The organism is Nocardioides sp. NBC_00163 (assembly GCF_045206295.1).
GTDB lineage: Bacteria > Actinomycetota > Actinomycetes > Propionibacteriales > Nocardioidaceae > Nocardioides.
Genome location: NZ_CP108155.1, coordinates 1,057,908 through 1,078,702 on the forward strand (window position 1 = coordinate 1,057,908; position 20,795 = coordinate 1,078,702).

Annotated in this window: 19 protein-coding genes; 10 read left to right on the top strand and 9 right to left on the bottom strand. The window is 67.3% G+C overall.

All coding sequences use genetic code 11. The features are described from left to right. Positions 1-9: 9 nt before the first annotated feature. The gene (locus tag OG801_RS05095) at positions 10-1,119 is read right to left on the bottom strand and encodes a PrpF domain-containing protein (protein ID WP_355019049.1); all 1,110 of its coding nucleotides are present in this window, start codon (positions 1,117-1,119) and stop codon (positions 10-12) included. Between the two features lie 196 nt (positions 1,120-1,315). On the opposite strand from OG801_RS05095, the gene OG801_RS05100 reads away from it, so the two are divergent. Beyond that, a complete protein-coding gene (locus tag OG801_RS05100; protein ID WP_406034160.1) occupies positions 1,316-2,233 on the top strand; it encodes a LysR family transcriptional regulator in 918 nt (305 codons plus the stop codon). Here the strand turns inward: OG801_RS05100 and OG801_RS05105 are convergent, their stop codons facing one another. Then, positions 2,234-3,157: a LysR family transcriptional regulator gene (locus OG801_RS05105; RefSeq protein ID WP_406034162.1), complete on the bottom strand. Its 924-nt coding sequence runs from the start codon at positions 3,155-3,157 to the stop codon at positions 2,234-2,236. A gap of 84 nt (positions 3,158-3,241) precedes the next feature. Between OG801_RS05105 and OG801_RS05110 the strand changes: the two genes are divergently transcribed. Beyond that, positions 3,242-4,528, top strand: coding sequence for an MFS transporter (locus OG801_RS05110; RefSeq protein WP_406034164.1), 1,287 nt, complete (start codon positions 3,242-3,244; stop codon positions 4,526-4,528). A gap of 217 nt (positions 4,529-4,745) precedes the next feature. Here the strand turns inward: OG801_RS05110 and OG801_RS05115 are convergent, their stop codons facing one another. From OG801_RS05115 to OG801_RS05125, 3 genes are all read right to left on the bottom strand, one after another. Continuing rightward, on the bottom strand, positions 4,746-5,288 hold the full coding sequence (locus OG801_RS05115) for a PaaI family thioesterase (RefSeq protein WP_406034166.1): 543 nt from the start codon (positions 5,286-5,288) through the stop codon (positions 4,746-4,748). Next, entirely contained in the window at positions 5,285-5,980 is a 696-nt protein-coding gene (locus OG801_RS05120) for an SDR family oxidoreductase (protein WP_406034168.1), read from the bottom strand. Before OG801_RS05120 ends, OG801_RS05115 begins: the two co-directional genes overlap by 4 nt. A 149-nt stretch (positions 5,981-6,129) precedes the next feature. Beyond that, positions 6,130-7,647 (bottom strand): MFS transporter, encoded by a 1,518-nt coding sequence (locus OG801_RS05125; RefSeq protein WP_406034170.1) that lies wholly within the window; start codon positions 7,645-7,647, stop codon positions 6,130-6,132. A 75-nt stretch (positions 7,648-7,722) separates the two neighbouring features. Here OG801_RS05125 and OG801_RS05130 point away from each other — a divergent pair, with 75 nt between their 5' ends. Further along, positions 7,723-8,283, top strand: a complete 561-nt coding sequence (locus tag OG801_RS05130) for a winged helix-turn-helix transcriptional regulator (RefSeq protein ID WP_406034172.1) — start codon at positions 7,723-7,725, stop codon at positions 8,281-8,283. Here OG801_RS05130 and OG801_RS05135 read toward each other — a convergent pair. Further along, entirely contained in the window at positions 8,276-9,082 is an 807-nt protein-coding gene (locus tag OG801_RS05135) for an alpha/beta hydrolase (RefSeq protein ID WP_406034174.1), read from the bottom strand. The genes OG801_RS05130 and OG801_RS05135 overlap by 8 nt on opposite strands. 191 nt (positions 9,083-9,273) lie before the next feature. Here OG801_RS05135 and OG801_RS05140 point away from each other — a divergent pair, with 191 nt between their 5' ends. Next, positions 9,274-10,134, top strand: coding sequence for an MBL fold metallo-hydrolase (locus tag OG801_RS05140; protein WP_406034176.1), 861 nt, complete (start codon positions 9,274-9,276; stop codon positions 10,132-10,134). A gap of 84 nt (positions 10,135-10,218) precedes the next feature. Here OG801_RS05140 and OG801_RS05145 read toward each other — a convergent pair whose 3' ends face one another. Then, entirely contained in the window at positions 10,219-11,007 is a 789-nt protein-coding gene (locus tag OG801_RS05145) for an enoyl-CoA hydratase/isomerase family protein (RefSeq protein WP_406034178.1), read from the bottom strand. A gap of 192 nt (positions 11,008-11,199) precedes the next feature. Between OG801_RS05145 and OG801_RS05150 the strand changes: the two genes are divergently transcribed. Both OG801_RS05150 and OG801_RS05155 read left to right on the top strand, forming a co-directional pair. Beyond that, positions 11,200-12,798: an AMP-binding protein gene (locus OG801_RS05150; RefSeq protein WP_406034179.1), complete on the top strand. Its 1,599-nt coding sequence runs from the start codon at positions 11,200-11,202 to the stop codon at positions 12,796-12,798. 40 nt (positions 12,799-12,838) lie between these two features. After that, entirely contained in the window at positions 12,839-13,495 is a 657-nt protein-coding gene (locus OG801_RS05155) for a CGNR zinc finger domain-containing protein (RefSeq protein ID WP_406034181.1), read from the top strand. A gap of 54 nt (positions 13,496-13,549) precedes the next feature. On the opposite strand, the gene OG801_RS05160 is transcribed toward OG801_RS05155, so the two are convergent. After that, complete coding sequence (locus tag OG801_RS05160; RefSeq protein ID WP_406034183.1) at positions 13,550-14,266, bottom strand: flavin reductase family protein; 717 nt, start codon at positions 14,264-14,266, stop codon at positions 13,550-13,552. Positions 14,267-14,439: 173 nt separating this feature from the next. Here OG801_RS05160 and OG801_RS05165 point away from each other — a divergent pair, with 173 nt between their 5' ends. The 4 genes from OG801_RS05165 (at position 14,440) to OG801_RS05180 (ending at position 20,212) form a co-directional block, all read left to right on the top strand. Further along, entirely contained in the window at positions 14,440-15,618 is a 1,179-nt protein-coding gene (locus tag OG801_RS05165) for an alpha/beta fold hydrolase (protein WP_406034185.1), read from the top strand. Positions 15,619-15,721: 103 nt separating this feature from the next. Continuing rightward, positions 15,722-17,425 (top strand): CocE/NonD family hydrolase, encoded by a 1,704-nt coding sequence (locus OG801_RS05170; RefSeq protein ID WP_406034187.1) that lies wholly within the window; start codon positions 15,722-15,724, stop codon positions 17,423-17,425. Positions 17,426-17,570: 145 nt separating this feature from the next. Continuing rightward, the gene (locus OG801_RS05175) at positions 17,571-19,016 is read left to right on the top strand and encodes an MFS transporter (RefSeq protein ID WP_406034189.1); all 1,446 of its coding nucleotides are present in this window, start codon (positions 17,571-17,573) and stop codon (positions 19,014-19,016) included. A gap of 11 nt (positions 19,017-19,027) precedes the next feature. Further along, positions 19,028-20,212, top strand: a complete 1,185-nt coding sequence (locus OG801_RS05180; protein WP_406034191.1) for an alpha/beta hydrolase — start codon at positions 19,028-19,030, stop codon at positions 20,210-20,212. Between the two features lie 78 nt (positions 20,213-20,290). On the opposite strand, the gene OG801_RS05185 is transcribed toward OG801_RS05180, so the two are convergent. Continuing rightward, positions 20,291-20,794, bottom strand: coding sequence for a VOC family protein (locus OG801_RS05185; protein ID WP_406034192.1), 504 nt, complete (start codon positions 20,792-20,794; stop codon positions 20,291-20,293). Between the last annotated feature and the right edge of the window lies 1 nt (position 20,795).

Consider the following 20,795-nt stretch of genomic DNA (forward strand, 5'->3'; position numbering starts at 1 on the left):
GTCAGATGGTCAAGCCGAGGCGGACGGCAGGAGCGGCGGATCCGGCAGCACGACGGATCCGTGGGCGAGACGGCGGTAGGTGCGTACGACGCCGACGACAGGGACGCCGTTGTGCTCCTCGGCGAAGGTGCTCACGCTGCCCGCGGGAGTTCCGAGCCGCAGGCCGGTGGCGGGCCGCCCCGCCGGAACGAGGTCGTGAACCACCGTTCCGGGGGCGTCGGCGGCCAGGGTCAGCGCAACCGAGCCGGTCACCGGCACCGCCGGATGGAAGCGCCCCATCGACAGCATGCGAACGGTCAGGTCGGCGCCCTCCTCGCTCGCCGGATCGGGAGCGGAGACGAGCGCGAGCTTCGGGACGGCCCGGGCGACGGCATCGGGAGTCGGGGCGAGCCCCATCAGGACACCCGCTTCCCGGCGTACGGCATCGAGGCGGGGCAGGAGGCCGGGCACCAGGTCGAGCTCGGCGATGTCCTCGTCGCCGCGCACACCGAAGTCGGCGGCGTTGGCCGCGACGACCGGAGCGCCCGCGTCGATGAGCGTGACGGTCACCCCGCCCACGGCCTCCGGCAGGACATCGCGCTGATGACCCGTCGGGAAGAGCCGTCCGGTGCTCCGGCCCGCCGGGTCGACGAAGCCCATCCGCACCGGCGCGCCGAGGAAGGGAACGCCGGGGATGGCCTCGGAGGCGTCCTCGTCGAGTACGCCTCCGGGGGTCGGCACGCGCTGCACGATGAGCTGGTCGGTGTTGGTGTTGAGGACCCGGACAGCCGTCTCCGGCGAGCCGGTCCGCACCCATCCTTCGCGGATCGCGAACGAGGCGACGACCGCGGAGCAGTTGCCACAGTTGCTCCCCCAGTCGACCTTGGCCTCCTCGATGCCGACCTGGGCGAACGTGTACTCCACATCCACCCCGGACGTCGCCGAAGGGGCGAGAATGACCGCCTTGCTCGTGGTGGACGTACCGCCGCCGACGCCATCGACCTGGCGATGGTCAGGGCTGCCGTAGATCCGCAGCAGCACCTCGTCGACGGACAGGTCCGGAACCTGCAGGTCGTCGCGACGGAAGACCCAGCACTTGCTGGTGCCACCCCGCATCCAAGTCGCGGCGATCTCGCGCATATTGCCTCCTGGGCCGAGTCGTCCGGGCGTTCCGGACGCACTCAGACTGGAGCCGGGTGACGTGTAGCACAATCACGAATCTGCACACGACCATGAAGCAGAACTGCAAGCTCAATTCGGGCGCGTGCGCCGATCGGGGACGACGTGCGGCTGAAGCAGCGCTGCATGCCCCTTCATGGCCATGTAGCGTGACTTCATGCAGACTGGGGCCGTGCTCGACATCAAACGGCTGCAGATCCTGTTGGCGATCGTGGAGGAAGGGTCAGTGACCAGCGCGGCCGCGGCGCTGGGCTATACGCCTTCGGCGATCTCGCAGCAGCTGCTCAGGCTCGAGCGCGAGGCCGGGCAGCCGCTCCTCGACCGCCACGCCCGGGGCATGACGCCGACGGACGCCGGCCTCGTGCTCGCCACCCACGCCCGCAAGGTCCTGCGCCAGCTGGCCGCCGCCGAGTCGGACCTCGCCGACATCGCCGGCGTACGTCGCGGCAGCGTCACCCTGGGGACATTTCCCACCATCGGCAGCTCGTTCCTGCCTCTGGCCGTCCGCCGCTACCGCGAGCTCTACCCCAACATCGCGCTGACCATCCACAGCGGCCGCGAGGACGATCTCGTGCGCATGCTGGAGGAGGGCAAGGTCGCCATGTCCCTGCTGTGGGACTACGCCTGGGAGCGGGTCGAGAACGACGAGCTGGTGCTGACCGAGCTCTTCACCGACCCCACCGTGCTCCTCGTCGGCGCCACCCACCGCCTGGCCCGGCGGCGTACGGTCCGGATGGCCGACCTCGCCGAGGAGCCCTGGATCATCCGCGCGGGAGGACACCCGGTCGTCGAGGTGCTTCAGCGGAGCGCCGTCGCCGCCGGCTTCAACCCGACCATCGCGTTCCAGGCCAACGACTACCAGGAGGCCCAGGCCATGGTCAGCGTCGGACTGGGCATCGCGCTCGCCCCCAGAACGGCCACCGTCAACCAGCATCCCGACGTACGCGTCATCTCCCTGGGCGACTCCGCGCCGCCCCGGCGCGTGCTCGTCGCCCACCGGACGGGCCGGGTCCGAAGCGCGGCCGAGCTCGCGCTGCACGACGTGCTCGTGGAGACCTCGTCGACCTACTCCTGATCAGCCACCCAGGGGCCGCAGGCCGATCTCGGTCAGTCGCCGACCCCGCCGCCGGAGGAGGTCCTGGAAGGCGGCGGCGAGCGTCGACGGACGGCGGTCGAGCCAGCAGGCACCGATGTGACGTACGGCCTCCGGGTTCGTCAACGGCACCTCGACGCAGCCCGCGGCCCCGTGCGGGTCGCGGGGTGCCAGGCTCACCCCGAGGCCGGCCGAGACGAGCCCCCGGAGGGTGGCGAGGTCGTCGCCCTCGAAGCCGATCGTCGGCGTGACGCCGCTGGCCTCAGCGAGACCCTCGAGCAGCGTACGCATCCCATACCCGCGCTTCATGCAGATGAACGTCTCCGCGCCGGCCTCCTCGAAGCTCGCCCGGGCACGTGTCGCCAGGCGGTGGCCGGGCGGTAGGACCAGGACCAGGGGCTCGGTGTGCAGCCGCCACTGGCGCATGCCGGAGCCCTCCTCGAGCGGCGAGATCAGCGCGACCTCGGCGGTTCCGTCGGTGACCGCCTCCAGGCACCGCGGACGCGAGGTCTGGATCAGGTCGACCGATGTGCCCGGATGCTCCTGCAAGAACGCCTTGACCAGCGCCGGTACGACCCGCTCGCCGAGGGTGCTCTGGAACGCGAGGGCGATCCGTCCGCGGGCGCCGGACTCCTGGGCCTGCACCGCCTGGATGCCCGCCGTGGCCGCGGCGACCGCGGCGGCGGCGTGCGGGGCGAGCGCCTCCCCCGCTCTGGTGAGCCGCAGACCTCGCCCGTGCCGCTCGACCACTTCCACGCCGAGCTCCCGGCCGAGGCGCGCGAGCATGCGGCTCACCGTGGGCTGCGGCATCTGCAGCAGATCGGCGGCAGCGTGCGTCTGCCCCGTCTCGGCCAGGGCGGCGAGGGCCGGGAGCATCGGCAGGACGTTTCGTGCGGTGGCATCCACACCCGCAATCGTATGCGAATCCGCATTATTCAGGAATCACTGATGCATTGGACGCACGGTTTCGGGATCCTTAGCGTGACGAGGGTGAGCGATCAGGCTGCGACCGACCCGGGACGTCGACGTGTGCTGCTTGCGCTCATCGCGATCGGGATGACGACGTTCGTCCAGCTCTACTACCCCCAGGCGCTGATCCCGGCGATCAGCCGCGACTTCGCGGTCGATCCCTCGCAGGCCGCCCTGACCGTCTCCGGGGCGACGATCGGGCTCGCCGTCGCAGCACTGGGCTGGTCGTGGGTCGCCGACCGGATCGGCCGAGCCAGGGCCATGACGATCGCCATCGTTACGGCGGCGGCCATCGGCCTGACCCTCCCGCTCGTGACCTCGTTCCCCGTCCTCGTCCTCCTCCGCGTCGCCCAGGGCATCGCCCTGGGCGGCACCCCGGCGCTCGCGCTCGCCTACCTCAGCGAGCAGGTCAGCCGACGCGACGCGATGGCCGCGGGCGCGACGTACATCTCCGGCACCGTCGTCGGCGGCCTGGTCGGACGACTGATCGCCGTGCCGATCGCCGACGTGAGCGACTGGCGCGTGGCGGCGCTCGTGGCCGGAGTCGTCAGCACGCTCGGCGCCGCCATCGCGGTCACCACCTTGCCGCGCGAACGCCGCGAACGCCCAAGTCCCGCAACAGCACAACCACAACCAGCCGGCGTATGGCCCGGGATGGTCGCCAACCTCACCAACCCCGGCCAGCTCGCCCTCTACGCGCAGGCGTTCTTCCTGATGGGCGCGCAGGTCGCCGTCTTCAACTACCTCGGCTACCGACTCGAGCTGGAGCCCTTCTCCCTGCCGCCGGCGCTGACCGCGGTGATCTTCCTGGCCGGCCTCTCCGGTGCCGTCTCCGCCCGGCTCGCGGCCACGCTCGCCGGACGCTTCGGCCGCAGACGCGTACTCCAGGCCTCATCCCTGACCATGGTCGCCGGAGCCGCGTTGACGATCCCCGACCGGCTGCCGTCGGTCCTGATCGGACTGCTGCTGTTCACCACTGCCTACTTCTCGGCACACTCGATCGCGTCAGGCTGGGTCGGCCCGATGGCGACCAGCGGGATCGCCCAGGCCACCTCGCTCTACACGCTGTTCTACTACGCCGGCTCCAGCCTCTTCGGCTGGCTCGGTGGCCTCGCCTTCGCGGCCGGCTGGACCGGCACCGCGAGCATGGTCATCGCGATCACCCTCATCGCGTACGCCGCCGCCCGTACGCTCCTGCCCCATCCCCCGAAGCAGGATCCAGTCCCGAGGCGAGACTTGGTGGACGCAGAGGGACTCGAACCCCCGACATCCTCTTGTCGCCAGGCCCCCGAGTCATGCTCCGCATGACTCGGAGATCCTCGCGCGTTCTCGACCCAACACCGTCTGTCGCCTGCGACGACACCCTGACGGATCACTTGGACGTGCCGACACTACCCGAACGGCTCGGCGCGTCTCGATCGTCCTGGAGCAAGCTGAACTGGAGAGAAAGTGGCACGCCGCGCGTCGACGAAAGGCAGGCCTGCCACACGATCGCGGAGCGATCAGACAACGGCCAACAGCGTCCTCACACTCGGTGCTTCACATCCGCTCGTCCGTTGTCGGCTGGGGACGGAAACGGAAACAGCAGACACGTGCTGACGGCGTGTCCGATCACCCGATCACTGGCGTCGGTGATGGTTGCTTCCGCGGTGGCTGCCCGCCGGCCCATGGTGACCACCCGGCCAAGGCAGGTTATTAGTCCACTGTCAACGGTCGCGGCTCTGGTGAACTTGATCGTGAGGTCCAGCGACGTGTACCCCGTACCGGCAGGCAGGGCGGAGTGCACTGCGCAGCCGAGTGCGGAATCGGCGAGCGTCGAGAGAATGCCACCATGGACCGACCCGATGGGGTTGTAGTGCCATTCAGCCGGTTCGAGGGTGAAGGTGGCGGTGCCCTCGCCCACCTTGCCCAGATAGATCCCGGTTGTCTCACACACGGGCGGAACGGCGAGGGTCCCGTTGCTCATCTGATCCAGGAACTCACGTCCCGAGACCTGTTGGGCAGCTGCCGCAAGCAGGCGCGGGTCCTTCCAGCTGTAGCTCCGCTCGCGTTCGACGGGTGTGCTCATCGTGCACCCCCGAGCTGCGGGTAGAGCCCCGCGATCGGGCCTGCGAGGCCTGCTTTGACCTGGCGGGTGATGTCGTCAGCGAGGATCTCGAACTCGCCGGCCTCGATGCCGTCGTAGGCGGCGCGTACAACATCGGCGGGGTCGTTCTTCGGCACATCGTCGATGCCCTCGGTCATCGGGGTGTCGGCGTAGGCCAAGTGGAGAGCCGCAACGTGGGCGCCATATGGCGCGAACAGCAGGCGCTGGGTGTTGGTCGCCGACCACAACGCCGCCTTGGTCGCGCTGTAGGTGTCGCCGATGCCGAGCCAGCTGAGGACGGACAAGACGTTGAGCAGCGTCCCATGACGTACCTGAAGAGCCGGCGCGAACGCGTCGGCCACGGCGAGTGCGCCCCAATAGTTGGTCTCGAAGAGCTCGCGAGAGGTGGCCTGGTCGCCGATGACGCTGGACCGGTCGAGTGCGCCGGCGTTGTTGATCACGATGTTCACGTCGGGCGCGGTCGTGGCTGCTGCGGCGACGTCTTCGGGATTGGTGACGTCGAGCTCGAGAGGTACGACGCGCTCGTCGCCCCAATCGCGTGGCGTGCGTGCTGCGGCGTAGACCTTCGTGGCGCCTCGCTCGAGCGCCTGCCCGACAAAGTGTCGGCCGAGGCCTCCGTTGGCGCCGGTCACCACGACGATCGAGTTTCTCAATGCTGCCACCATGTCAGATCCGTTCGCCGACGGTATTGGCCGAGGCCTTGTCGGGCTCTATGAGCCTCAGGGATGCGGCTGGACAGTTGATCGTCATGGTCGCTGCCTTTCAGTTGATTGAATGCATGGCCGGCGGATACGCGGGCCGGCTATCGCTGGCGGACGAAGATGGCCGTGGGGATCGCCGCCACCAACAGCGCGATCCCGCCGACCGCGAAGCCGAGATGCAGTGCGCTGGTGAATGCCTCCGAAACGGCCTGATCCAGGAGAGGCCGGAGCGCGGAAGGAACCTCAGGGCGGGCACCTTGAGCGGCCGCGTCCACGATGCCGTGTGCGACTCCCGGTCTGAGGCCGGCGCCGGCGAGATCCCTGGTCAGATATTGGGGAAACTGAGTCGTCACGAGAGTCCCGAGGATGCTGACCCCGAGCAGCGACCCGAGCTGGCGGAACGTGTTGACCGCGGCAGAGGCCATGCCAGCCTGGAGGGAGGAAACGCTGTTTACAGCGGCCGCTGTGGAAGGCCCGATGAGCAGGGCAGATCCGATTCCGATGGCGAGCATGGGGGGCCACATCGCGTCGTACCCATCGACGATGCCCACGCGCAGGAACGCGAGCGCCCCCACGCCCATGAGCACCAGGCCGGCGGTGAGAGTCGCGGCGAACCCAACGGCTCTCACCACGCGCGCGGCAAGAGCACTCACCACGACGTAGCTGACCATCCACGGAAGCATGTGGACTCCGGTGCTCAGTGCATCCAGGTGCGCGACCCGCTGGAGGTAGAGGATTGCCAACAAGGAGATCCCGACGAAGCCGAACATCGCCGACCCTGCGGCGAGTTGGATCACCGTGAAGGAAGCGCTGCGGAACAACCGGAGATCGAGCATCGGGTCACGGTGCCGCAGCTCGACGACGACGAACGCGGGAAGACTGACCGCCACGAGCACGTACGCAGCGAGGCTGGGCACGGTCCCAAAGCCGCGCGAGCCGCCCTCGATGATCGCGAACGCCAACGCAGCGGTGGCGACGGTGCCGAGCACGACGCCGACCGGGTCGAGTCTGCGACTCGGATGCTTGCCTTCGACGATGAAGACGGGCACGAGTGCTGCCCCGACCATGGCGAGGACAACGTTGACCAGGTACACGCTGTGCCAGGAGAAGGCGTCCAGAAGCGCCCCGGAGATCAAGGGGCCGACCGCGAGCCCGATGCCTGCGGTGCTCGCCCACAGGCCGATCGCCCGGACCCTCTCGTGCGCGTCGGGAAAGGTGTTGCTGACGATCGACAGTCCCGTCGGCATAGCCGCGGCGGCGCCGACGCCCATCACTGCCTGTCCGGCGATCAAGACGCCGGCGTTGCCGGCGAGGAATGCAATCAGGCTCCCGACCCCGACAAGGACCACTCCGGCGAAGTAGGTGCGGCGACGTCCGTACAGCTCCCCGAACGTTCCCGCGGACATGAGCAGGCTCACCATCACCAGCGGGAAGGCACTCGACACCCAGATCAGCGTCGGTCCCGAGATGTGCAGATCCTGCTGGATGAAGGACAGTGCCGAGAGGGTGGAGGAGACGTTGACGAACGACATCATCACGCCGATGCAGACCACCAGCACACCCCACCACCGGCGCCGCGAGGCAGGGCCGACCTGGGAGGAGTTCCCGACGTCGGACACCTGACTATTGGAAGGCATAGGCAGGAGCGTATCCGCTGGCTTTGGTTATGCCAAGCCAGGGATACAATGATGTCCATGGTCAATGAAACGGACAGCTCGGCGGCTGAGTCCGGAGCCGTCATCGAACGGCAAGGCGCGTTCGCCGACCGCGACGCCTGGAATGCCCAGGGCATGTGCCGCATGGAACGCTCGCTCTCGCTGATCGGCACACGTTCGGCGCTTGTGCTGCTCCGCGAGGTCTTCTTCGGCGCGACGCGGTTCGAGGACCTCGTCAATCGTTCAGGTCTCAGCGAGGCCGTTGCGGCAGGGCGCCTCAAGGAGCTCGTCACACACGGAGTGCTCACCCGTCGCCCGTATCGGGACCCAGGCTCACGAACGCGCCAGGAGTACGTTCTGACCGACCTCGGCAGCCGCCTGTTTCCCGTCTTGGTCTCAATGATCGAGTGGGGCGAGCTCCTCGACGACGACCATCACACCGGCGTCGAGCTGATCCACAAGCAGTGCGGCTCCCCCGTCAAGACCGAGGTCACCTGCGACAACGACCATCCGGTGGCCCTCGATGACACTGCGGTTCGACTCAAGAACGAGCCTCGCGCCACACGCAGAACGCGACCGGGCACGTCGCGCACTACGTGACGAGCCGATTGGACCAGCGAACGATCGCGTCGAGCCCACCGTCACCGGTCGGCTCGAGCATCAAGTCATGGCCGGCATCACCGATCACCTGCGTCTCGGCCTCGTAACGTCGCGCCGTCCTGAGCTGTGTCGCGAGCGGCACCAAGCGGTCATCGGCGCCGCCGACGACAAGGACGGGCTTGTCCGTGACAGCGGTCGGGCGATGGAACAGCAGCTGGTACTGGACTCGAGGGGAGTCGGCCTGCATGCACTTCATCTCTGACTCGTGTTCACCGGCGTCGGAGAAGAGCAGCCGATTCGGCAGGCGCATGGGGAGGCCGGCGAGGAAACGGAGTGCCTGGACCGGATGACGAGTGGCGACGGCGAGAACGGTCGAGATCGCTGGTCCGCTCGGAATCGAGGACAACAGGACCGCGCCGCGTACGGCTTCCGAGACACCTTCAGCGATCAGTCGCTGCACGACAAGGCCACCGACCGAATGCCCGACGAGCACGACCGGCCGAGTCGCAAGATGCTCCACCGCGCGAAGGACGTCTCGAACGTACGTCGAGAGGGTGGCTCCACGCACTGATCCGCCACTGTTCCCGTGACCTCGCAAAGACATCGCCCAGCTGTCGACACCCAGATCCGCCGCCATCGCCTGCCAACGCTGCCAGCACCACGCGCCGTGCCCGAGGCCGTGTACGAAGAGAAGGCCGACCTCCTCACCGCCGGAGTCGGGTCGCCCGATGATCAGTTCGAGGTCGGCGCCGTCCAGATCGGCCGTTGCACTGGGGATGTACTCGACGCGGATGCTCACGAGGTGGACACTAGAGCGTGCGACGACATATGTATAGCGTTTTGACCTGCGTCGTCGGCCGCTAAGGAAAGTTTGACTCCCCCGTTAGGCGCACAGGAGCCACTATAAGGACACGGACTCTTACGCGACAGAAGCGTTATAGTTACACTTGCGTCCTTGCGCAGATCGCGCAACCTGGAAGGAGTCGCACCATGGCACCCGAGCTGAACTTCGAGGTCCACGTCGAACCGCAGATCGCCCAGTCGGGTCGAGGCCCCCTGCCCGACGGAAGCACCCGCATGTGGTCGCCGATCGCGAGCACCCTGATCACCGGGCGCCGGAGCGCGATCCTGGTCGACCCGCCGATGACCACACCACAGGCCGAGGCAGTGCTCGCCTGGGTGCTGTCGAGCGAGCGCGAACTGGCGGGCATCTACATCACCCACGGGCACGCGGACCACTGGCTCGGTGCGATTCCGCTCGTGGAGCGCTTCCCCGAGGCGACCGTGTACGCCACTGCAGACACGCAGCGTATGATGAAGGTCCAGGGATCCCCCGACTTTCGGGCCAGCTTCTGGGACAAGATCTTTCCTGGCCAGCTCCCGGTCGGCGAACTCGACGTGGAGATCGTCGGGACCGATGGCTTCCAGCTGGAAGGGGTCCAGTTCCAGCCGATCGAGGTCGGCCACACGGACACCGACGACACGACCATGCTCCATGTCCCCGACATCGGCCTGCTCGTGGCGGGCGATGCCGTATACAACGGCGTTCATCCGTACCTCACCGAGTCCGGCGGGCTGGCGGGGATCGACTCATGGCTCGCCGCGCTCGACGTAGCCGCGGACCTCGCGCCCCGCGCCGTGATCGCCGGCCACAAGGCACCCGACGCGGCGAATGACCCCGTCCAGATCGACGACACTCGGCGCTACCTCGAGGACGCACGCGATCTGCTGGGCAGTGCGAAGGATGCACAGACCTTCTACGACGGGATGCTCGCCCGGCACCCGGACCGGATCAACCCGGGCGCACTGTGGGGCGCCGCGATCACCTTGTTCCCCACGCCGGGGCCATAGCGGCGGGCACACCGCACTCCGGCAGGGCGCCGCCCGCCTGCTCGCCCCTCGACACACACAGAGAGACGAGCAGGCTCCCGGAGGTCAGCGACCCTGGTACTCGAACGCCGGGCGGGGCGCGCCGGCGACGTAGGCGTCTACCGCGGCAGGCAGGACCTTGCGTACGTCCTCGGTCTCGAAGAGCGGCATGGCGATGTCGAACATGGCATCGTCGGTTCCCAGCGCACCGACCGCCTCCCAGGTCCGCAGGAGGGCCTTGTGGGCGGCATGAGCACGAGTCGGGCCAGCCGCAAGGCGAACGGCCAGGTCACGTGCCCGGTCCTCCACCTCGTCATCGGGAACGACGTGGTTCACCACTCCCACCTCAGCCATCCGAGGGGCGTCGACCTGCTCGGAGGTCATCGCCCATTCCAGCGCACGCGCGCGGCCCGCTCGCGCCGCCACCCGGTAGATACCACCGAGCATGGTGACGATTCCGATCGTCTGCTCAGAGTGCGCGAACCTCGCCGACTGGCCCGCGATGATGATGTCGGTACGCAGCGCCAGCTCGAACCCGCCACCCGAGCACAGACCGCGCACAGCCGAGACCACTGGCAGCGGAATCCGCTCCAGGCGGTTGAACGCGGAGATGTAGCCCTCGAACTTTCCTCGGAGCTCTGCCAGCTCGAGGTCCGGCCACGGCGCGATGTCCCCGCCATAGCTGAAGTCGTCGCCGGCAGACCGGACGAGGATGGCCCGGGCTCCGTCGACGTGGGCGCGGTCGATCGCTGCGAGAAGCTCTTCGCAGATCTGGTCGCCGATGCGGTTCTGCGGAGGATTGTCCAGGACGAACTCTGCCACCGAGTCTTCGATCGAGTAGTGCAGTTGCGGCATGACTGGCTCCTTAGCGGGCGGGCGCCCTTTCGGGGGATGTCGGATGTGCATGACGGAGGCCGAGACGAGCCTCGCTCCGTGAACACACAACCCAAAGACAGTAGCAAACACTGTTTGCCTATGTCGACGGCGACACTTTGATGCCGTGAAAAGGCTGCCGCAAGACGCAACCGTCTGATATACACTTGCGTCATGAGTGATACTCTCCGACCCGTCGCGGCGCCGCTCGCGCCGGCCGACTTCCTGGTCCGCGCGGCCACGGTTCACGCGGACCGGATCGCCGTCGAGACGGCGAGTACCTCGCTCACCTACAGCGAGCTCGCCGGTCGGGCCGCCCGAGCCGCCGGCATGTTCGTAGACCTTGGCCTCCAACCGAGCGACAGGGTCTCGGTGCTGGCGCCGAACTCTCTTGCAATGCTGGAGGCGCACTTCGCCGTTCCCTGGGCAGGTGGCGTGCTCAACGCACTCAACACCCGCCTGAGCCCTGCGGAGCTGCGCTACATCCTCGAGCACGCCGGCAGTGGAGTACTGGTCGTCGACCGCTCGCTGAGGTCGCTGGCTGAGGAGGCAACCAAGGGCCTTCTCACACCTCCGGCGCTGCTGATCGCGGGAGACGCCGACAGTGAGTACGAGCAGCTGGCGTCCCGGGCGACTCCGCTCCGCAGGGACGCGTACGACGAGTTGGACATGATTGCGCTCAACTACACCAGCGGTACGACCGGGCGGCCCAAGGGCGTCATGTACTCGCATCGGGGCGCCTATCTGCAGGCGATGGCCATGGTGATGCACCTGGGAGTCACCGCGCGCTCGTCGTACCTGTGGACATTGCCGATGTTCCACTGCAACGGGTGGACCTTCCCCTGGGCCGTCACTGCAGCAGGCGGCCGCCACGTGCTGCTCGAGCGGCCCGATCCGGAGGCGATCTGGCACGCCCTGCAGGCCGGAGTCACCCATCTGTGCGCAGCCCCGACGGTCCTCGGGCGACTTGCGGCTTTCGCCGGCGGGAAGCGTCTCGAGCACCCGGTGACGGTCGCCACCGGCGGCGCGCCTCCATCCCCCGCGCTTCTTCGCGCGCTCGGCGAGCTCGGCATCGACGTAGTCCATGTCTACGGGCTGACCGAGACCCACGGCCCCGCCGCCATCTGCGACTGGCGCCCCGAGTGGGACACGCTCCCCGAGGAGGATCGCGCCCGCCTCAAGGCCCGTCAGGGCGTGGCCAACATCATCAGCCAGCCGCTGCGCGTGCGGTCCTCTGGACACGACGTACCGGCAGACGGGGTGACGGTCGGCGAGATCCAGTTCCGTGGCAACAACGTGATGCTCGGCTACTACAGGGATCCCGCAGCCACGGCGGCGGCCCACGAGGGCGGGTGGTTTCGGACCGGCGACCTGGGTGTCTTGCACCCGGATGGATACGTCGAGATCCGCGATCGCCAGAAGGACGTGATCATCTCCGGCGGCGAGAACATCACCTCGATCGAGGTCGAGCAGACCCTCGACTCCCATCCGGCGGTCCTCGAGTCCGCCGTTGTCGGCGTGCCGGATCCAGAATGGGGGGAGGTGGTCGTCGCGTACGTCACGCTACGCCCGGACGCCTCCACCACCGACGCCGAACTCATCGCGCACGTCAAGGAGCGCATCGCGAGATTCAAGGCACCACGACGAGTGGTCTTCGGCGATCTCCCCAAAACCGCGACTGGGAAGATCCAGAAGTTCAAGCTGCGCGCTACCGCCTTGGACAAGGAGTCCGACGTCTCGGAGCACTCCGGGACAGCCACCGTTGAAACATAGGCGAAATTGATTAGGTACTGTCATCGGGTAGGCTGGACGCATGACCTGGACGGCAACAACGCGCTACGGCCTGGACACGGCACCCGATGGGCTCGCACTCGTACACGACTTCCTGAACACTGCAGCTTCCGGTCGACCCCGTCAACCGGACCTGCTCTCAGATCCCTCCCTGGCGACAGAGTGGCTGAGGGACGCCCTGACCGCCTGGGCACGACAGTGGAGCACCCCGGTCCTCGATGGAGTCGAGCTCGACACGCTCACCGAGCGAGACCTGACGACCCTGCGGCGGGCGCGTGAAGAGCTTGTCGCCTCCTTGCGCGCGCGGCATCTCGACGAGGCAGACGGGCACGGGCGTGACGATGCACGTGGCGTTCTCACCGATCTCAACATCGCCGTGGAAGCGGGGTTCGGACCCGACGGAACGGTGCACTTCCGGCCGAAGGGCCGCGGCTGGAAGATGCTGCTCGGGCTCGTTGCCCTGGAGATCCGGCGCGCACAGGACGCCGGAGCGTGGCCGCGCCTGAAGAGCTGCAAGAACGACCGATGCCGCGGGGTCTTCTACGACCGGTCCCGCAACAACAGCGGCGTGTGGCATGACGTGCGGACGTGCGGGAACGCCGCCAATCTCCGCGCTTCCCGTGCGCGGCGACGTTCCACGGGCGGGCAATCGGCAGTTGGGTCGCCGCAGGTCGGCTAGGACGCGACGCCGGTGGTGGCGCGCCTTACATCCAAGCCGGCCTGGCCTGACGGGCTACTCCACCACCGAGCCGGACGGCGACCATGACGCTTGGTCCACCGGCGAGAAGTCCTCGTCGAGCTCGTCGAGCCGCTTCATGCGGTTGGTGGAGTGGCTCAGCAGCAGATCGCCGGTGAGCGGCGTCGTGAACACCGTGTTCACCAGTGTGTACTCGGCAGCAAGCCGCCCGACGACCGGCAGCGCCGCGGTGTCGACCCTGTAACCGCCGTTCCGCTCGAGGCAGACGTCGTCCTGGACGTGGACTCGACGCACCTCGCCCCACACGACATAGTCGGTCTCACCGACGGGGATCATCCGCTCCACGGTGCATTCGAAGGAGACGGGCGCCGACGCCACGCGGGGGACGTTGATCACCTCGCACGGAGCCTTCTCCAGGCCCAACGCGTCGAACTCATCGACGTCCGGCGGGAACTCGAAGGCGCTCCGATGGGCGGCGTGCGAGTTCGGCAGCGTCACCAGGTTCGTGGCGAACTCACCAGTCTCCCTCATGTTGACCAGCGTGTCCTTCAGGGATCCGTCAGAGCGGGGCTGCATGGACAGGGAGACCATCGGTGGCTTGCGCCCCACTGCGGTGAAGAATGAGATGGGCGCCAGATTGGCCACGCCTGCCGCGGATTGGGTGCTCACCCATCCGATGGCCCGCGGCACGATCGTACCGATCAGGAGCTTGTAGCCGGCTTCGGCGTCCAGGTCGGACGTATCGATGATCATCAGGTCTCGCCTCGCAGTCGGATCGGATCACAACGAGACGCAACTGTATCGCAGTTACCTATGTCGTCAAGATCGCTTCGATTCGGACGGAAGCGCTGACGTACAAGATTTTCTCGGGCTCTTGTGTGACGCACGCTACAGGCGTACGGTTCAGTCAATCCTGAGGAGGAACCGTGACCACTGAACCAACCAGTCGCCCCCTTGTCGTCCTGATCCACGGCTATCTCGACGACGCGACGGCATGGCGTCGCGTCGCGTCGGCGCTGGAGGCGGAAGGGTTCCGCACGATTGCCCCGACGCTCGCGCGCCATGAAGCAGAGCTGACCCTCGACGCCTTTGCCGAGACGGCCGCCACGGCGACCAGGGCAGCGCTCGCAGAGGAGGGCCTCGACGGGGTCGTGTTGGTGGGCCAGAGCATGGGAGCGCAGGTCGCCGAACTGGCCGCCCGAAGCCTCGGCGACGCGGTGAGCGCCCTGGTGCTCCTGACCCCGATCCCCCTGGGAGGTCTGGCGCTTCCCGACGAGATGTCCCGACCACTACGGGGCTGTGCCGGCAACCCAGAGATCCAGCGTGCGTTGCGCAGCCAGCTGTCCGCTGCCCTCAGTGCGGACGACCTCGAGCACCTGGTCCGGACCGGACTCGATGTGCCGCAACACCGTGTCGAAGGCTGGTTCGATGCGTGGGTGGGTGGCGACCCCGCCGCAGCCGAGGATGCCCCGCCGGCCGTGCCGACGATGGTGCTGGCCGGCGCCACGGACCCGTTCGTCAACAAGGACCTCCTCGGGCTGATCGAGGCCCGCTTCCCTGACGCGCTCGTTCACACCGTCCCCGGCGTTGGTCACTGGCCTCACGTCGAGGCACCGGATGCTGTGGCCACCGAGCTGGTGTCCTTCCTGCGCGGCGTGCTGGCGGTGGACGGTCAGCACGGAGACAGCAACGTCACCGAAGAGGCATGGACCGGGGCGTTCGAGAAGAAGCGGGACGACTCCTTCGCGGCGACCCTAGCCGAAGACGTCGTCCTGCAGGCGTCGGTGCTGCACCGGCCGGTGACCGGACGCGACGACGTTGCATTCGTGATGGGCGAGGCCAGTCAGATCTACAAGCAGCTCGACTTCGTCCATCAGGCACAGAGCGGCCCAGTCACGTTCCTCGAGTGGCGCGCGGAGACCCACTCCGGCGTGTCGCTCGCGGGGGTCACCCTGCTCGAACGCGACGACGCCGGGCTGATCGCAAGGGTCGCGATCCATCACCGGCCGCTGGACGGGGCGCTGGCGTTTTCCGCGGAGCTGCGCGAGCGCACGGTGGCTCGTATCGGAGACGACTACCTGTGGAGCGGCACGCCCCGGGCGTGACCCGTGCCGCTCGCCCACCAGACCAACCGAACGACAGGAAGAGCCTGTGTCTCTCGAAGATCAACGCGGACCGTTCAATGTGATCGTCGAACGTGGCGATGTCATGCGCACGCGGGACGGAAAGCGTCTCTACGCCGATCTCTATCGACCACGCGGCAACGGAGAGTTCCCGACCCTGCTCCGCAGGACGCCCTACGGCAGGACCCAGAACGACCTCGCCGGGGCCTTCAACGAGGCCCACTTCTTCGCCTCTCACGGATATCTCGTCGTGGTGCAGGACACCCGCGGCCGTCATGGTTCCGAAGGTGTCTGGCACCCGTTCGTCTACGAGGCGCGCGACGGGTACGACGCCGTCGAGTGGGCTGCCTCGCTCCCCGAGTCCAACGGGCGGGTCGGGATGTTCGGCCAGTCCTACGGCGCCCTCTCGCAGTACCTGGCCGCCACCCAGCGCCCGCCTCACCTCGTCACGGCGGTGCCCGTCTCGGCGTACTTGGGCGCGTTCGAGAACTACTGGTACAACCGCGGCGCCCTCGAGCTGAGCTGGACGCTCAGCTACTTCATGAACATGGCCACCGACGTCCTCAGCAAGCTGGGTGACACGGAGCGTCTCGCCCAGCTCGAGGCGATGAAGAGCGACCCCGACGTGCGGTTCGCACCCCTCACCGACGCCGCCCTACGCCACCTGCCCCTCGAGGACTGGATCGACCGGTTCGGGGCGGGAGCGCCATTCCTGGCTGACATCCTCCACCACGACAAGGACGACGCGTACTGGTGGGCGGTGGACCTTCGGCGACAGCTGCACAACATCGACGTGCCGATGCTGCACGTGGGGTCGTGGTACGACATCGCCAACTGGGACACCCCGCAGTACTTCCGCGGCATCAGCCAAGACGCGATGTCCGCGACGGCGCGGGAGAACCAGGCACTCTTCATGGGTCCCTGGTCGCACCTGCTGCCGTACAGCCAGCCCACCTCGGGCGGCACGGGCGACATCGACTTCGGACCAGAAGCGGCCTACCCTCTGCTGCAGATGCAGCTCGAGTGGTTCCACCACTACGTCCGTGACGGCGGCACGTCTCTTCCGCGGCCGCGGGTGAGTCTCTTCGTCATGGGCGACAACACCTGGCGCCACGAGGACGCATGGCCGCTCGAGCGGGCGCGAGCGACTTCCTGGTACCTCCACAGCAACGGCGACGCCAACGGCGCCGACGGTGGCGGGACCCTGGAGCTCGACCAGGCCGTCCGGGGCCAGGTGTCTGACACCTACGTCTACGACCCGGAGGACCCCGTCCCGACCGCCGGCGGTCGGTATGTCGGTGGCGGCGTGCGCGACCAGCGCGTGAAGGCGACCCGCCCGGACGTCCTGCACTACACGTCGGCCCCGCTGACCGACGACCTCGAGATCACCGGCCCGTTGCAGCTCGAGCTGCACGCGTCGACCGACGCGGTCGACACCGACTTCATCGCGATCCTGTGCGACGTGCGGCCGGACGGGTTCGTCCAGAACCTCGCCGAAGGACTCGTACGTGGCCGGTTCCGCGACAGCTACGACGAGCCGGCCCTGCTGGTTCCCGGCGAGGTCTATCCGTTCACGATCGAGCTGGGAAACATTAGTCATGTCGTCAAGGCGGGGCATGCTCTGCGACTGCTCGTGACCTCCAGCGACTTTCCCCGGTGGGACCGCAACACCAACACCGGTGACCGCCCAGCGGCCGCCTCGCAGACTCGGCCAGCGCGGCAAACCATCCTTCACGACCACACTCACCCGTCTCGCCTGATTCTTCCGACGGTTCGCGCAGCCGAGTAGCCGATCCCACGTCTCGAAGGCACTGGCGCCACGCGCGCCAGCGGTAACCCATGCGCTCGGGCGCTGCAACCCACCCCAGAAAGTCCAGGGGCTTCGCATCAGCCCACGCACGCCAACGACCGCGTGCATCAGAAAGGCGAACGACATGGAATTTGCCAACGAGGCGTCAAACACGCCCGGCCCCCTGACCTCGGCGTCCTCCCGCTTGACCGTCCAGGAACTACTCAATCAAGCGCCGCTGGGCAACAGGCGACGCGTGATCATCCTTCTGGGGTTCCTGACCATGACCCTCGAAGGAGTTGAGATCGGCCTGTGGGGATTCATCTACCCCCAGATCGTCACCGAGTGGGGTACTTCGCTGGGAACAGTGACAACCATGGTCACACTGGGGGTTGTCGGGCTTACCGTCGGTTCGATCGTTGCCGGCCCGCTGTCTGACCAGGTTGGCCGAAGGCTCCCCATCATCGTCGGTACGGCCGGGTTCGGACTCGCCACCCTAGGTGGCGCACTGGCACAGAACGACCTGACGCTAGGAATCTTCCGGGTGGTGGCGTGCCTCTTCCTGGGAGCGGTCATGCCCCTGGTCATCACGCTCGTGGCCGAGTTCGCACCTGAGAAGCGGAAGGCCGCCATTGTGGCCATCACGTTCACCGGTTTCCCACTAGGGACGGTGATCACCGGCTTCCTGGCGTCAACCATTATTCCCACCCTGGGCTGGCAGTGGCTGCTCGGGACCGGGACAGTCCTCGCACTGGTTCTTCTGCCGGCCCTGGTTTGGGGCCTGCCGGAATCCACGGTGTTCATGATTCGACGGGGAGGCCGGACGGACAACGTGACGAAGGTACTGGGCGCCATCATTCCCGGGTTCGACATGAAGGCTGTGGATCTGACAGGCGCAGCCTCTGGTGCCGGTGCCAAGCCGGTTGGAGGCGTCAGAGCCGTACTGTCCAAGAAGCTTGTGGTGGTATCGCTCCTGATCTGGCTTTGCTACTTCATCTGCGCCGCAGTCGTCTACATGTTCCTGAACTACCTGCCGCTCATCGTCAAGCAGCTCGGTATCGACGCCGCGGGCACAGGCAATGTGGTTTCGATGTTCGGCGTCGGTGGTGTGATCGGAGCCTTGGCCATCGGGGTTGCCATGGAGAAGCTGGGCAAGTACGTATCCCTGGGCGCGGCCTTCACACTGGCCGCCGGAGCGGCCTTGATCCTTGCGTCAGCCAACCTGACCTTGCCCCTGCTGCTTGTTCTGGGCTTCATCATCGGCGTTGTCCTCGTGGGTGCCAACAGCGGCATGAACGCACTGAGCACATCGGTTTTCCCCACTGAAGCCCGCGCAACCGGTGTGTCATGGATGCACAGCTTCGGCAAGGCCGGTTCCATCGTCAGCGGTCTGCTGGGTGGCGTGATGCTCGGCGCAGGATGGGGCGTGGACCAGATCTTCTTCACCCTAGCCATTCCGCTCCTGGCGGGAGCTGCGGCCGTGGGTGCAGTCAGGGCGATGACCACACACCGTTCACGCGCAGACTCCCCCGGCGGCATCAAGCTCGAGGTCGACAGCTACGCCGGTCCTGACGCCAGCGGTCTGAAGTAGGGGCCGGACTGATGGGGTCCACCCTGGAAACAACCACCCGCGGCATTGGCTTCGCACTTCTGGTTCTCGGGACCCTGCTCGGGACGGCGTCCCTGCCAGCCAGCGCCGGGCCGGCGAGCGACCCCGCCGTCGTCGCTGCGTCCGTCGCACCCGACAACCAGCGCGTGTGCAGGACCAGCACGGTGCCCGTCGACCTGCAGCCCGGGATCGTGATCGCGCCGGGGAGCGAGCTGGGGCCCGCCCTGGACGCCGAGAGGAGTGGCCAGTACATCTTCGTGAAGCTGTGTCTCCCCAAGGGCCAGACCCCGCGTGGTGTTCAGGTCCTCGTCCACGGCATCACCTACGACCACCGCTACTGGAACATCGCAGATCCCGCTGACCCCGAGGCCAACACCTACTCCTGGGAGTACCACGCCACCCGCGCCGGCTACGCGACTGTCGCGATCGACCGGCTCGGCAACGGCGCCAGCAGCCATCCCCCGAGCAACTTCGTTGACATCACGTCCAACGCGACCGCCCTGCACAATCTCGTCCAGGCCCTTCGCGCGGGAGAAGTCGCGGCGCCGGGCGGCGAGCGCATAGCGTTTTCGAACGTTGCGCTGGTCGGTCACTCTTACGGCAGCTTCACGAGCATGATCGAGGCGTCCCGTTTCCGGGACGTCGACGCCGTCATCCTCACCGGCTTCAGCCACAAGCTGAACGCCAGCACGGCGCTCAACGTCACCGCAAAGTCGTACCCCGCCGCGCTCGACCCGCAGTTCGCGGGCACCCTGCTCGACGCCGGCTACCTCACCCCTGAACCCGGAAACCACCAGAGCCTCTTCTATGCGCCGGCGACGGACGTCGACGGCCGCATCATCGAGCGTGACGAAGCGACCAAGGGAACCTTCACCGCGGAGGAGCTCGACAACTACCCTCTGATCCTCGCCACTCCCCTGAGGATCGACGTTCCGACCCTGATCGTGAACGGCACACTCGATGGAATCTTCTGTGGTCAGTCCCAGCTGGACCTGGGGACGGACTGCTCCACCGAGGCGCGCCTCGTCGAACAGGAGAGCCCGTACTTCCCTGACGCTCCGTCGCTCAGCTCGATCCTCGTCCCGGGCGCGGGACACGACCTGAACGCCTTCCGTCCCGCCCCGTCAGCCTTCCAGGAGGCCAACGGGTGGCTCGCGCGGACGATGCCACCGGCCTGAGCTGAATGGAGGTCGTCGGCGCTCAGCCGACGACCTCCAGCCCGACCCAGTCGACCTCCTGCATGCCGAGCAGAGCGATTACTCCGGGCGCTCAGCTCTCGCTGGGTAGGGAATCCACCCGTCGATCGGCTGGCACATCTCGAAGCGCAGGCCGGTCTGCTCGCGGGCGTCCATGACCAACAGGCGTGTGGGCTCTTCGCCTAGGCCGATCTCCTGGAACGGGACGTCCATGTCGAGGATCTCGGTGGCACCCTGGCCGAGCATCCGCTGCTTGACCTCCTCGAGGTCGTCGACGTAGAACGTCACGTTGTGGACTCCTGGACCACGGTCCTGGAGCTCGGCGTACCACGTCGGGAGTGTTGGGGCCGGCGCCAGGATCTGGAAGACGATGTTTCCGACCTTGGCATGCACGCCTTTGACTCCGAATGTCTCCTGGAGAAAGTCCCCGATGTTCTTCTCGACACGCTCGGCTCCGAGGCAGTCGTGGAGGAACTCGAAGACGGCCTCCGGATCTGAGTGGACGATCTCGAGATGAACGAGGACCTGCGCTGAGGGACCGCCGGTCGGGTCTGTCTGAGTCATG